Raw genomic sequence first — 14,497 nt, 5'->3', positions numbered from 1 at the left:
TTTATCAAAACAAAAAACCAAAACGAAATGTTTTGGTTTTTTTATTTTATATATAATATTTTATTAGTTATTTAGTGCTTCTGCACCTCCAACAATTTCAAGAATTTCATTGGTAATAGCAGCTTGACGAGCTTTGTTATACGTTAATAATAACTCATCACGTAATTCCGTAGCATTATCTGTTGCCTTGTGCATTGCAGTCATACGAGCACCATGTTCGGCAGCAAATGAATCACGAATAGCTTTGTATAATTGCGTTTTTAATGATTTCGGAATTAATTCTAAAACAATCTCTTCTTTTGAAGGTTCGAAAATGTAATCTAAGTTTACGCTTTCGTCACTTTCAATAGGCTTAATTGGTAAAAATTGCTCTACTTGTACAATTTGAGTAGCTGCATTTTTAAACCTGTTGTATATGATCTCAATTTTATCATAAGATCCATCAACATATAAGTTCATTAATTGCTCAGCTACCAATGCTACGTTATCAAAAGTTAACTCATCGAAAACATCATTTCTGTTTTCAATAATATTATACTCTTTTGATAAAATATCATTTCCTTTTTTACCTATGGTGAGTAAATCTGCAGCAACTCCGTTATACTTTCCGTTGATTGTTTTAACTGTTTCTTTTATAATTGAAGAGTTAAAGCCACCACATAATCCTCTATTCGAAGTTACAGCAACTAATAATACCTTCTTTACTTCTCTTTCTGTAGAATAAGCTCCACCTGCATCACTATCTAGAGTAGCACTTAAGCTCTGCAATAACTCTGTAAGCTTCGATGAATAAGGGCGCATTGCCGTAATAGCATCTTGAGCTTTTTTCAACTTTGCAGCGGATACCATTTTCATGGCAGAAGTAATCTGCATTGTTGATTTGATAGAACTAATTCTGTTACGTATTTCTTTTAAGTTTGCCATACTAGCAGTTATTTAGTATTGAGCATTGAGTATTGAGAAATATCATCTCAATACTCAACACTAAAATCTTTAATTAAGCTGAAAATTTAGCTGAAATCTCTTTAGCTGCCGCAGTTAAAGTATCAATTACTTCATCTGTTAATTTACCAGCTTTTAATGTATCTAATGTACCTCTATGCTTTGCATTTAAATACTCTATGTAATCGCTTTCGAATTCTTTTACTTTGTTTACTGGAACATCTTTTAATAAGTTCTTAGACCCAGCATAGATGATTGCCACCTGATCTTCAACAGTAAAAGGATCACCTTGATTTTGCTTTAAAATTTCAACATTACGCTTACCTTTTTCAATTACATTTAAAGTAGCGGCATCTAAATCAGAACCAAACTTAGCGAATGCTTCTAATTCGCGATATTGAGCTTGATCTAACTTTAATGTACCAGATACTTTCTTCATTGATTTAATCTGAGCAGAACCTCCTACACGTGATACAGAAATACCTACATTAATTGCAGGACGAACCCCTGAGTTAAATAAATCAGACTCTAAGAAGATCTGTCCATCAGTAATCGAAATTACGTTTGTTGGAATATACGCAGAAACGTCTCCAGCCTGTGTTTCAATAATTGGTAATGCAGTTAAAGATCCTCCACCTTTTACTTTACCTTTTAATGAAGCTGGTAAATCGTTCATTTCAGCAGCAATCGCATCATCATTGATTACTTTTGCAGCACGTTCTAATAATCTTGAGTGTAAATAGAAAACGTCTCCAGGATACGCCTCACGCCCTGGTGGACGACGTAATAATAAAGACACCTCACGGTAAGCTACAGCTTGTTTAGACAAATCATCATAAACAATTAAAGCTGGTCTACCAGTATCACGGAAATATTCTCCAATTGCAGCACCCGCAAATGGAGCATATACCTGCATAGGAGCAGGATCAGATGCATTTGCAGCTACTATAGTAGTGTATGCTAAAGCTCCCTTTTCTTCTAACATATTTGCAATAGCAGCTACCGTAGAAGCTTTTTGACCTACAGCTACATAAATACAGTAAACTGGCTGTCCTGCATCGTAAAACTCTTTCTGATTTAAGATAGTATCGATAGCAACTGTTGACTTTCCAGTTTGACGGTCACCAATAATTAATTCACGCTGACCACGTCCGATAGGAATCATAGCATCTACAGACTTAACTCCAGTTTGCATTGGTTCTGTTACAGGTTCTCTATAAATTACCCCAGGAGCACGACGCTCTAAAGGCATTTCATAGGTTTCGCCTTTAATAGGGCCTTTACCATCAATTGGGTTACCTAATGTATCTACAACACGCCCAACTATTCCTTCTCCTACTTTTAAAGAAGCGATTCTTTCAGTACGCTTTACTGTTGAACCCTCACTAACACCTGTTGAAGGACCTAACAAAACAACACCTACATTATCTTCCTCTAAGTTTAACACGATTCCTTCTAAACCGTTATCAAACTCAACTAGCTCACCGTATTGTACATTAGACAAACCATACACACGAGCAATACCATCACCCACTTGTAATACGGTTCCAACTTCATTTAACGTAGCTTTCGCTTCGAAATTTGTTAATTGCTCCTTTAAAATTGCTGATACTTCAGCTGGTTTAATTGCTGCCATTTTATATCTTTTGATGTAAAATTAAATTTTTGGAATATAATGACTATTGTCAAATTCTCTCCTTAATTCCTTGAATTGGTTTGAAATGCTAGCATCATACTGTACATCACCAACTCTTAAAATAAATCCTCCTACAATGTCTGGATTTACTATATTTTCAATATTTGCTTGGTTTCCTGTTATTTCAACAATTTTAGCCAAGATTCTTTGTTCTAATTCTTTATTCAAAGGCACTGCTGTAGTCACCTTTGCTACTTGCATGCTTTTGTGGTAATCATAAATAACAGCATATTGCTTTGCTATTGGCTCAAGCATAACCATACGCTTGTTCTCTTCCAATATATTAAACAATCCTTTCAAAATGTTATTTACTTTATCTCCAAAAAGCGCAGTCAAAACTTTTCGCTTATCAGCTGCTTTTATTACTGGACTTTTTAGCATTGCATCTAACTCGCTACTTTCAGCAATTGTATCAGCGATTAACTTCATATTGTTGTTAACCTCTGTTTCATTCCCCGCGTCAGTTGCTAGATTTAAGAGTGCTTTTGCATAACGTAATGCTGGTCTTGCTCCTTTCATTGAATGATTAGTTTAAAGTAACTTCTTCTAACATTCCTTCAACAAGCTTTAATTGATCATCTTGTGAAGCTAATTCTTTTCTTACGACAGTTTCTGCAATACCAATCGATAATTCAGCTACTTGTTGTTTGACATGAGCTAAGGCAGCTTGTTTTTCTTGTTCTATTGAAGACTTTGCATTTTCAATTAATTGAGAAGCTTGCTCTGTTGCTTCCTCTTTTGCATCTGCAACAATTTTATCTTTAATTTCACGCGCTTCTTTTAACATTGCATCTCTTTCAGCTCTTGCTTCTTTAAGTAATCTATCATTATCAGCCTGCAAGTTTTGCATTTCTTTTTTTGCTGCATCTGCAGCGTCTAATGCGTTTTGAATACCTTCTTCACGTTCTGTAAGCGCATTCATTATTGGCTTCCAAGCAAACTTGATCATTAAAAAAAGTATAACTACTAAGATTAATGCTTGCATGAAAAACAACCCCGGTGAAAAATCATTTAATAACTGATCCATTATATTATGTAATTTATTCTTTAATAATTTTGTTTAATTCTAACTAAAAACATTTCCTGCAACCAACCGTTACAGGTAAATGTTTTTATTTTTTTAATTTCTCCGGAATTATTTCCCTAAGATTAATGCACCAAATGCCAAACCTTCTAATAATGCCCCGATGATGATCATCGCAGTTTGGATTTTACCAGCAGCCTCAGGTTGACGAGCAATACCTTCCATTGCTTTACCTCCAATTTGACCTAATCCGATTCCTCCACCTATTACGATTAATCCTGCTCCAATTAAATTGTACATACTAATTGATTTATATATAATTAAACAAATTCTTAATTTCTATTTTTAATGATGTTCGTGTTCTTCAACAGCCATCCCAATGAATAATGATGATAACATTGTAAAAATAAATGCCTGTAAAAACGCTACCAGTATTTCAATCACAGAAATAAACAAAGCTAATAACAATGACATTCCTGTTGACCCAAAAACTCCAAACTGATTCTTCAATGTAATCATTAAGGCAATTAAGCTCATTACTACAAAGTGACCTGCTGTCATATTTGCAAACAAACGAATCAATAAAGAAAATGGTTTTGTAAACATTCCCAGCACCTCAATTGGCGCTAAAATTATTTTCATTGGCACTGGCACTCCAGGCATCCAAAATATATGCTTCCAGTAATCTTTATTACCGCTAAATTGTACTATAAAAAAAGTAAATAATGCCAAACAAACTGTAACAGCAATCTGCCCTGTAACATTAAACCCTAACGGGGTTAAACCTAATAAGTTTAAAATCCAAATAAAGAAAAACACTGTCAAAAGGAACCCCATGAACTTACGATATTTTTTTTCTCCGATATTAGGTCTTGCTATTTCATCTCTAACATACAAAACCAACGGTTCTAGAACACGACCAACACCTGTTGGAATAGCTTCTTTTTTGTATCCATTCGCTAAAGACCTAAACCCTAAAAACATTAAAAGACCTGCAAGCAACATCCCAAAAACACTTTTAGTAATCGAAAAATCAAGCACTTTATGAGCGTTTGTCGCATGATGAGACGCATCAAAAACAACTTCATCCGCGCCTTCGTTTAATTCATAAATTTTGCTATGAATCTTCACTAATTTCACGTTTCCTTTATCCACAATTACATGCCCATCATCATTATGATGAAATGCCGAAGACATAAAAGACTTCAAACCTTTACTTGTCCAAACTATAACAGGTAATGGAAAACCTACATGCTTTCGCTCACCAACATCATTAGTATACGAATACAAAGCGAAATCATGAGAATCCGCTAAATGATGTTTTATATATTCTTTAATACCTTCAGGAGTGTTGATTTGCCCCTCTTTACTTGAAGTTTCTTCTCCACTAGCGAACGCTGTGAATGAACTAAATACTAATGCTATTATCGTTAAATAAAAGATAGGTTTGTTTGCTATCATAATGCCTTGCTAAATATAGATTTACTTGGTCTCTAAATTTCGGTGCAAAGGTACACAATAAATTAGAACTACAAACCCTTTTTTTGTTTAGTTTTTTAAAGGATATTGAATCTACTAGTAATAGAAAAACTATTTGTTATTCAAGAGCTTTGCGATAAAAATAGTTTCCAGAGAAAGAAACAACAGGAAAGGTATTACTAAAGATATTTTTTCTGGCTTATCAATTGGAATTTCTGAAAAAACTGTGCTTTTAAATAGTATTAAAAAAAAACCAATTTTCACAAACATCAACGCTAGGTATCCATAACCCGCCTGGTTTGGTGTTTTTTCAGAAATGACGGTGACTATTAAATATATTAAAACCGCTGAAATTGCATAAAAAAAATACACCCTTTGTAATGAAAATGAAAGTTGTAAGTCTTTATTTTCCAAAACAGAAAAATGAAAAAAATAACTAGCTATAAAAGTCACACATATAACAACAAAAAAAAGTAAAATACGCTTAATCATTTTTTATTTAGATAAATTACTTACTTGACGTATAACAGCGAACATAGCACCAAAAACAGCAAAAAGGGTACAAATTTTCATAAAAAGACCATCATTGGTTGCCAAAGTAACATCTAACCACTTCCCTAAAACACTTCCTAAGTAGATAGTCAAACCCATTTGAAATGCTATACCAGAGAAACGAACATATTTATTAAGCTGATTTTTCGGTCTTTTTTTGTTCATTTTTCTTTAGCTCTTTAACAGCCCCTTTCATAGAACAAGTCGCATTAAAAGTTGCTCCTGGCTCTACGGATAACTTCCCAATTATAACTTCACCTGTAATATTTGCTGTGGCTTTTACGGTTAAAACATTTGAAACCTGTAAATCTCCTGCAAACTTACCTTCTACATCTGCATTGGTGCACTCTGCCTTTCCTTTAACTAAGCCTGCTTCTCCAATAATTATTCTACCGTTAGTTTTTATATTACCTTCTAGTGTTCCGTCGATCCTAAAGTCACCTTCGGATACAATTTCTCCTACAATTTTAGTGTTTCCTCCAATTACGTTTCTTTCTGAAACTACTCTCTCTCCTGGTTTTTTACTGTCTTTACTGAACATTTACACGGGGGCTTTACAAAAAAAAATTTTATTCAATTAACTGTTTCAATATTTCCTCTGCTTTTTTACCAGCATCGGTATTTGCATAACTCAAGGAAACAAACTCAAGCGCCTTTTTATAGCTTGCTTTATCATCAACTTTCCCTATGCACAGAGCTTTCAATAAAGCTAATTTAGGAATTAAATTTGAATTTTTAACTCTAGGCTCAAACTTATCAATTTCTACTAGAGCTTCATCAAATTTATTTAACTTATAAATAACGTATATTTCTTTATATCTATTAAGAACCTCATCTATTTTCTTTTCCTCTACCAGCTTTACATTAGGCTTCCTTATAATTTGGGCAAATTTACTATCTGGATATTGATTTAGCACTACTTTTTTATGTTTATTTGCTTTTTCCTGATTATCAGCATTGGTATAAACTTGGTATAAATGATAGTTTATAGCTAAGTCAGACTGTTCGTGGCTTTTGATATTTAATAATCTATCGAATTTTGAAGAAGCTAACTCGTAATCTTTAAATTGCTCTTTATAAATTAAGCCCAGTTGATATAATGCCTCATTTCTATCTTTCTTTAAAACTATTATTTCTTCTTTCTCTTTTGGTAATGCATCTAAATAAGTACCAAGGACATATTTTGGGTTTTCTTTTTCCTCTTCTTCTGAAGCTATTAGCTCGTTCTCTACTATTAAACCTCCTTCTTTTTCTGATAATCTCCAATTATCTTCCAAAGGGCGGTTTCCCCATACTCTTTCAAATTCAGCTTTACCAAATGCTATTGTTTGATCGTTATAAAAATACCATTTCCCTTGTTCAGAAATGTCACCAATAAATGAACCTCCACCAAAAGAACTTCCGAAATTCTGAGAATTCAATAATTGTTGTCTTTTTTCCTCATCTTCTTTCTTAATTCTTTCTATATATTCTTCAAAGAAAACCTTTCTTTGATCTGGACTCATTGCAACCAATTTTAGAATGCTATCATTCACTTTTATCGTTTCTTCGTGCTTTCTTAAAGTTGTTAGTCCTTTATTTTTTCTACGAATTCTTCTAATTCTCTTTTCTTGCTCAAACTCTTTTGGTGTCGCAACTAGTAAGCTGTCATAATAAGTCCCAGCTAAAACATATTTTTGCTTATTAAAAGCAATGTTTCCTAATTGCTCATATGCATATGTTTTCTGATAATCAGTATTTGTTTTAGCTTTCAATGATTTATTAAAATAATCAACAGCGTTATCAATTTTATTTCTTCCAACTTCAAGTACTCCTAACTGGTAATACAAAGCATTCAAAAATTTACGATTATCTGTATTTTTAACTAGTTTCTTCAACCTACCTAACACTACTACTGAAGAAGAATCATTATCCGTATTTTTGGCTAATTCAATACCAGCTCTTACTCTATATTTTCTTGAAGCCCTTTTTGTATCAGCTAATTTTTTAAAAACGATACGAGCAGAATCACGCCTATCTAATTCTGCATATATTTGTCCTAGAATAAACATATTTCGTGCCGATTGTTCTTTATTTTTAAATGTTTTTGAGGCAAGTGTTAAGTGCTTAATTACCTTTTGTATCGTATCTGTTTTTTCATAAGCCATCGCCATTGCTGTATGTGCACGTTCCCTTTGTGAATCTGATAAGCTTTTTTCATTTTTATCTAATTCTATTAACAAGTTTAAAGTCTCAATCGCTAACTTTTCATTATCTAACCTAATGTTTGCCTTCGCCCTCCATATTTTGGTATCGTATATTAAACTTGCTTTGGGATAATTGGAAATCACATAATTTAAAGCTTCTACAGCTGGTATAAATCGTTGTGTATAATATCGTGCTTTTCCCAAAAGCAAATAAGCTTCATCAATTTTGTTATTTCTTTCTATCCCATTTATATTCATTGAATGCTTCTGAACTGCCTTTACTGCTTTCTCCTCTGCTTTATCAAAGTGTGATAACGGCTTTATTTCTTCTTCTTCTTCAGAATCATCGAATCCTACACCAGGTTTAAATAGCGGTGCTTCAATAACATTCTCATTAAAAGTTATTGGCTCAATTGGCAACCGTCTCCAAAAATTATCTTGATGCTTTTCTTCTATTTCTTTTAAACCTTTTAAAAATGCCTGCTCACCATTAAACAACACGTTATATTTTGTTGTTAACGAATGAAATTTACGATTTATAAGGGTATTTTTCTTCGTGCCACATGAGCATACGTAAAGTAAAACAATACTGAAAACGAATATTTTGGATAGTTTTTTCATAAAAAATACGCATATATTGTACAACAATTATACTGCTAAGTTATTGTACGTAAATGCGTAAAATTAGTAATAAAAAGGAAAAATTCTGCATTTTTAAAATTGAAATAAAAAAAATATCGAAATTACGACAGTCAGAATGATTTTAAAAACACTTTTGACATACTATATTTTATATGTTTACTTGATAAAAAGCAGGATTATTTTTTTATAACCATCCTGCTTTTTAAGCATGTTTATTATCCTATAATTTCTTCAGTAGCTAAAACTTTTGCATAGGCAAATTGTAATGCAGCCATGTATGCAGCATGCACTTGCTCGGCTGGAACAGTAACTCCATTAAATGTTAAATCTAGGGTTGCACACGCATCATGAGCGACAGTACAATTATATCCAAAATCACTAGCTGCTCTTGTTACAGCGTCAATACACATATGACTCATTGCACCACATATCCATAAATTTTCTATATTATTTTCATCTAAAATTTCTTTTAGATTGGTATTCTTAAAACTATTTATTTCTTGTTTTAAGACAACTGGCTCTCCTTCTTGATTTATCACACTTGCATGAATTTCAGCACCTTTAGAATTTGGCTTAAAAAAAGGAGCATCGTTGTTTGGAAACTCATGTCTAACATGCACAACAGGCATATTTTTTTTTCTAGCATAATTTAAAAGTTTTGCTGCGTTTCCTGCAGCTTTTTCTGTTCCTTTAAGCTCCCAATCTCCATTAGGAAAATAATCGTTCTGTAAATCTACAATAACTAAAGCTGTTTTCATTTTATCTAATTTTATCTGATTTTTATAGGAACAAAATTAGCTACTCTTTAGCATGTATACATTGCTGTAAAGTTATATGTTTTTGCTGTGAAGTTTTTATATCGTGCTAGTATTTCTCTCGTTTACGGGACTTAATCCAAATTTAGCTTTATATGACTTCGAAAAGTGTGATACATTCTCAAAACCACAATGGAATGCAATATCAGAAACAGTACGTGTCGTTTTGGTGATTAAATAATTAGCATACTTAAGCCTTCGATTAATTAGCCATTTCATAGGTGTTGTTTTGAATTCCTCTTTGAATTCTTTTTTAAAGGTACTTAAACTTCTTCCTGTTTGTTTTGCTAACGTTTCAATATTTAAGGCTTGTGTAAAATTCTTCTCCATATAGTAAGGTAAATTTATTTTCTGATTATTCACCAGATATTTAAGGTATTCTACGTAAACATTATTTTTATTTCTATCAAGTATTTGAAGTAAAATTTGGTGCAACGAAAACTTCACAATGCAAGATCTATATTCTCTTTTACTATTAATTACACTTACTATTTCCTCTATATTATAGGTTATGAAAGGAGTCACTCTAAAGGTAAAAGGAGGTAACTCTTCTTTTGTTTCTCTTTTTGAATGAATAATGACATGCTCTTCAAGAAAATCAGTAATAAACATGTTTTCAAAGAAGAATAAAACTCCTTCATAGTCAGATGAGGTTTCAAAAATATAATTAGCTCTTTTTCTAAACTGTACATCACCTTTAGTTATTATTCTTTTATCTACTGAACTTATTATATTTCGATGACCAACTAAAACAACTTCTAAGCAATGCGTTGTTTGAAGAACTGTACTATATTTGTTTATAGAGTCTGCTTTTACATGTAGTGCTAAAACTTCTTTTCTTAAACTTTGAACTGAAGATACATGACTCTGGAGATCTTTTGGAAATTGAAACATAAAATAATCGATAAGTCAAATTGAAAGCCTATTTTGAAAAATTAACGGTGTTTATTTTTTTATTATAATTATATCTAATTAAATTTATTAACAAGTTTTAATAAAAGTTTACTAACTTTTAATTATATTTTTATCAACAATTAAATCCCATCTTATAAATACACCAAAAGAAATATAAAAATATTATTTAATTTTTAATGTTTTAGCAATTGCCTCAAGTTCAAAAACAAAATTTCTCTTGTTTACAGACGGTGCATATGTAAATCCTTCAAAAACCACTAATCTTTTATTTTTTTCATCAATGATTGTGTAATTAAGAAATGGTCCAGCCATGAAATCATTTTTAACCTCCCATTTACCTCTGGTTTCAAAGGCTTTCCTGCCATCAAACTCGATTTCATTTGTATGCGGAGTATACGCCTGTTCAGTAATCATATACATTCCTTCTTTTCCACCTGGAATATACTTTTCACCAATCATATCTCTCATAGATGAAATATTATCTGCCACATTAGATCCATTTTCATAAGGAACACTATATATTAAAATATTATTACTACCATCTCCTCTGGCAATACCACTTTTTAAGTGCTGACGAAGCCATAAAAAATCATCTTTATCTTCTACTAAATTATATCTCTTAGGTATATCAACCTTAACATTCAAGTTTTGAATGGTTTTAAATTTACGCTCATCCATGCGTTCGCTTTTAAAAACACTTTGAATAAACTTGATATCTTCTTCTTGAAAAATTTTAATAATTTCTTTTCCTCTATTTCTTATCAAACCTACTAAATCTTTTTCATTTTTAGCTGTAGCGTAAACAATTATTTGAGGCTCTGCGTATTTATTTCTTTCTATTGAAATTTGTTCTTCTTTTCCTTTTCTACAAATTAAAATCGCCTTGCTATGCTTAATAAACCCCTTAAAACCAGCAGGGTCTATTTGACCTACATTTAATAATGTTTCTGGCTGTGGCAATCCTACCTGATGCTCTCCAAATACAACTCGAATTTCATCACCTACCTTACCATCCCAATCATTAGCTTTTAAAACTACTAAAATCTTATTGGTATTACCTGAAGATGAGGGTAAAATAACCTCTCTACTTTTTGAACTTTGTTTGCAGGAAATTATCAATAACAATAACAGTAGTAATGACAATGACTTTCTCATACTTTTATGTATTTAAGTTTATTTTTGGTTACAAATTAAAATCAAAAATCATTCCATTATTAATAATAACTACAATGATTGTTTTTTATATTATACAACATAAATAGCATTAAAAATTAAATAGATTTAATTTTTGTTTTTAAATTCTTTTTTTGATTATTAGAAGTTGGTTTTGAGACCACTATTCGCTTTGGGTAAACGAATAATCGTTGACCAATTTTTAGATTACTTTTTTTCAACCCATTCCACCCCTTCAGATCTCTAATTTTTACTCCAAATTTATTTGCTATTTTACCTAAATAATCTCCCCCTTTAACTCGATATACAATCCGTTTATCCATTTCAAAGTAACGTGGCAATGGCTTCTCCCGTTTGGCTTCATCTTGCTTTGCCAAATTGTAAATCTCCTCTTCCTTATCAAGAAAATCAATAACTCTTAATTTAGGTAACCTTATGGAATAATTACGGCCTTCAACATAAGGAACAATATCTAATTTGTATTCTGGATTTAAAAAAGAAAGTAATTCTTCATCTATATTTACCTTTTGTGAAATTTGTTTAAAACTAATTGTTTCTTTTACTTTTATGGTATCTGTTTCGAAATAAAAAATTTCTGGAGTTTTAGGGTATAAATTATGCTCTTTTGCATATTCAAAAATATACATTGTTGCATAAAAAGCTGGCACGTAACCAGCTGTCTCTCTAGGCAAGAATGGCCTAATATTCCAATAATTTTTATACCCTCCTGATCTTTTTATCGCTTTTGAGACATTTCCTGGGCCAGAGTTATATGCTGCAAGAGCTAAATCCCAGTCACCAAAAACTTTGTACATTTGATTTAAGTATTTGCATGCTGCGACCGTTGATTTTATTGGGTCTCTTCTCTCATCAACATAAGAGCTTACTTTCAAATCAAACTGCCTACCCGTTCCATACATAAATTGCCATAGACCAGTAGCTCCAGCAAATGAACGAGCTTTAGGATTTAAGGCAGACTCCACAATTGATAAGTATTTCATTTCAATTGGAACGTCGTATTGATCAAGATACTGCTCAAACATTGGAAAATAATATTCTGCTTTAGCCATTAAAGCTGGGTAATATTTTTTTCTATATTTCAGATATTTATTAATTACTTTTTCTAGAGCTGGGTTATATGATAAATTAAACGGTGTTTTTTCATCTAGTTTTTTTAATCTATCTATTAGCGACTCTTTAGACAGAATAACATTTTCTTCAATCTTTACATCCTTATCGTTAATAACGTATTGTATACTATCGAATAAAGAAGAATTAAAGGTACCCTCAACGAGAAGACTATCAATTCTTTTTAGATCACTGTTAGTAAAAAAGTCTTTTTTTCCTACTAACTTAACAGAATCAGGCTTTATAGTTCCTTTTGTCTTTAAAATAGAGTCTACTGGCTGCTGTGCAATTAACACTGATCCATAGAAAAATAATAGCTTTAATAAAATTTTCAAAAATATGTTTCTTTAAAAAATTATTTATTAGAATAAATGAAATACTACATTTTATTCTTAACGTACTTAATTAATATTCATTTCGACCACAACTGGACAATGATCAGAATGTTTTGCTTCCGGTAAAATATAAGATCTTTTAATCTTATCTTCCAATAAATCTGACACCATGCAGTAGTCGATTCTCCACCCCTTATTGTTTGCTCGCGAGTTTGCTCTATAACTCCACCAACTATAATGACCTGAATTTTTATTTAAATACCTAAAACTATCAATAAATCCACTATCTATAAAATTTCCTATCCAAGCTCTCTCTTCTGGCAAAAAACCAGAAACGCCTTTCATCTTAGGATTATGAATATCTATTTCTTCGTGACAAATATTGTAATCTCCGCAAATAATAATATTAGGATGCTTCTCTTTTAGAATATTGATGTACTCTTGAAACTCCTTCATATAAGTAAACTTATAATTTAGTCGATCAATATTTGTTCCAGAAGGTAAGTACAAACTCATGATTGAAACATCATCATAATCTACTCTTAGGTTCCTACCTTCAAAATCCATACTTTCTATCCCAGTACCATATTCCACATGGTTAGGTTCGTTTTTACAGAAAACTGCTACGCCAGAATATCCTTTTTTCTGAGCTGAAAACCAATATTGGAACGGATAACCTGCTTCAGTAAAATCATTAGCATTTAACTGATTTTGTTGCGCCTTCGTCTCTTGAATACATAGCACATCAGGATTCGCTTGTTTAAGCCACTCTAAAAAACCTTTTTTTATTGCAGCTCTTATACCGTTTACGTTGTATGAAATTATTTTCATCGATTAACTTCCTAATCTTTTTATGTTTAAATATCCATTTCAGGTATTTCTCCTTGTACCACTAAAGTTCCTTCCGTTGATGCTTTAATTTCTTCTACAGAAACCCCAGGTGCTCTTTCCAGTAAGTGAAAAGCGTTATTTTTTATCTCTATTACGGCTAAATTCGTAACAATTTTTGTTACACATCCCACACCTGTCAATGGTAAGGAACACCTTTTCAATAGTTTTGATTCTCCTCGTTTGTTTGTGTGCATCATTGCTACAATGATATTCTCAGCACTTGCCACTAAATCCATGGCTCCTCCCATTCCTTTTACCATTTTACCTGGAATTTTCCAGTTAGCAATATCACCATTTTCTGCCACTTCCATGGCTCCTAAAATAGTTAAGTGTACGTGCTTTCCACGAATCATTGAAAAGCTGGTTGCTGAGTCAAAAAAACTAGCCCCTGGAAGCGTAGTTATTGTTTGTTTTCCTGCATTTATTATATCAGCATCTTCTTCACCTTCGAAAGGAAATGGTCCCATTCCTAAAACACCATTTTCACTTTGAAATTCAACTTGAATATCATCTCGAACAAAATTGGCTACCAATGTTGGAATACCAATTCCTAAATTTACGTAGTAACCATTTTTCACCTCTTTTGCTATACGTTTAGCGATTCCGTTTTTATCTAACATTTTCTATTGTATCAATTTAATAATGTGTATGTGTATAGTCTGTTTTTAAAAAATATGCAAAAATGACTCAATAGATTTCTAAACTATTGACTCACTACT

At 32.0% G+C, this 14,497-nt stretch carries 16 protein-coding genes; all 16 read right to left on the bottom strand.

Annotated elements, in window-relative coordinates; translation table 11 throughout:
- Window positions 1–63: 63 nt before the first annotated feature.
- Complete coding sequence (gene atpG / locus AC2GW8_RS09750; protein WP_440879686.1) at window positions 64–924, bottom strand: ATP synthase F1 subunit gamma; 861 nt, start codon at window positions 922–924, stop codon at window positions 64–66.
- 73 nt (window positions 925–997) lie between these two features.
- Window positions 998–2,578: a F0F1 ATP synthase subunit alpha gene (gene atpA, locus AC2GW8_RS09745; RefSeq protein WP_440879685.1), complete on the bottom strand. Its 1,581-nt coding sequence runs from the start codon at window positions 2,576–2,578 to the stop codon at window positions 998–1,000.
- A gap of 21 nt (window positions 2,579–2,599) precedes the next feature.
- A complete protein-coding gene (gene atpH / locus AC2GW8_RS09740) occupies window positions 2,600–3,157 on the bottom strand; it encodes an ATP synthase F1 subunit delta (RefSeq protein ID WP_440879684.1) in 558 nt (185 codons plus the stop codon).
- Between the two features lie 7 nt (window positions 3,158–3,164).
- Window positions 3,165–3,665, bottom strand: coding sequence for a F0F1 ATP synthase subunit B (locus AC2GW8_RS09735; protein ID WP_440879683.1), 501 nt, complete (start codon window positions 3,663–3,665; stop codon window positions 3,165–3,167).
- A gap of 108 nt (window positions 3,666–3,773) precedes the next feature.
- Complete coding sequence (gene atpE, locus AC2GW8_RS09730) at window positions 3,774–3,962, bottom strand: ATP synthase F0 subunit C (protein ID WP_004569351.1); 189 nt, start codon at window positions 3,960–3,962, stop codon at window positions 3,774–3,776.
- A 45-nt stretch (window positions 3,963–4,007) separates the two neighbouring features.
- A complete protein-coding gene (atpB, locus tag AC2GW8_RS09725) occupies window positions 4,008–5,123 on the bottom strand; it encodes a F0F1 ATP synthase subunit A (protein WP_440879682.1) in 1,116 nt (371 codons plus the stop codon).
- 129 nt (window positions 5,124–5,252) lie between these two features.
- Window positions 5,253–5,633, bottom strand: coding sequence for a DUF6168 family protein (locus AC2GW8_RS09720; RefSeq protein WP_440879681.1), 381 nt, complete (start codon window positions 5,631–5,633; stop codon window positions 5,253–5,255).
- Window positions 5,634–5,636: 3 nt separating this feature from the next.
- Window positions 5,637–5,858: an AtpZ/AtpI family protein gene (locus tag AC2GW8_RS09715; RefSeq protein ID WP_440879680.1), complete on the bottom strand. Its 222-nt coding sequence runs from the start codon at window positions 5,856–5,858 to the stop codon at window positions 5,637–5,639.
- Window positions 5,827–6,234, bottom strand: coding sequence for a bactofilin family protein (locus tag AC2GW8_RS09710; protein ID WP_440879679.1), 408 nt, complete (start codon window positions 6,232–6,234; stop codon window positions 5,827–5,829). Before AC2GW8_RS09710 ends, AC2GW8_RS09715 begins: the two co-directional genes overlap by 32 nt.
- A 28-nt stretch (window positions 6,235–6,262) precedes the next feature.
- A complete protein-coding gene (gene porW, locus AC2GW8_RS09705) occupies window positions 6,263–8,500 on the bottom strand; it encodes a type IX secretion system periplasmic lipoprotein PorW/SprE (RefSeq protein WP_440879678.1) in 2,238 nt (745 codons plus the stop codon).
- A 236-nt stretch (window positions 8,501–8,736) separates the two neighbouring features.
- Window positions 8,737–9,279 (bottom strand): cysteine hydrolase family protein, encoded by a 543-nt coding sequence (locus tag AC2GW8_RS09700; RefSeq protein WP_440879677.1) that lies wholly within the window; start codon window positions 9,277–9,279, stop codon window positions 8,737–8,739.
- A gap of 96 nt (window positions 9,280–9,375) precedes the next feature.
- Complete coding sequence (locus AC2GW8_RS09695; RefSeq protein ID WP_440879676.1) at window positions 9,376–10,230, bottom strand: helix-turn-helix domain-containing protein; 855 nt, start codon at window positions 10,228–10,230, stop codon at window positions 9,376–9,378.
- A 183-nt stretch (window positions 10,231–10,413) separates the two neighbouring features.
- A complete protein-coding gene (locus AC2GW8_RS09690; protein ID WP_440879675.1) occupies window positions 10,414–11,406 on the bottom strand; it encodes a DUF4837 family protein in 993 nt (330 codons plus the stop codon).
- Window positions 11,407–11,522: 116 nt separating this feature from the next.
- Window positions 11,523–12,887, bottom strand: coding sequence for a lytic transglycosylase domain-containing protein (locus AC2GW8_RS09685; RefSeq protein ID WP_440879674.1), 1,365 nt, complete (start codon window positions 12,885–12,887; stop codon window positions 11,523–11,525).
- A gap of 66 nt (window positions 12,888–12,953) precedes the next feature.
- Window positions 12,954–13,718: an exodeoxyribonuclease III gene (locus tag AC2GW8_RS09680; RefSeq protein WP_440879673.1), complete on the bottom strand. Its 765-nt coding sequence runs from the start codon at window positions 13,716–13,718 to the stop codon at window positions 12,954–12,956.
- A gap of 26 nt (window positions 13,719–13,744) precedes the next feature.
- Window positions 13,745–14,398: a 3-oxoacid CoA-transferase subunit B gene (locus AC2GW8_RS09675; protein ID WP_440879672.1), complete on the bottom strand. Its 654-nt coding sequence runs from the start codon at window positions 14,396–14,398 to the stop codon at window positions 13,745–13,747.
- Between the last annotated feature and the right edge of the window lie 99 nt (window positions 14,399–14,497).

Source organism: Tenacibaculum profundi, assembly GCF_057162725.1.
Note: the sequence above shows the minus strand (reverse complement) of the source record. Positions and strands in the feature narration are given on the sequence as shown.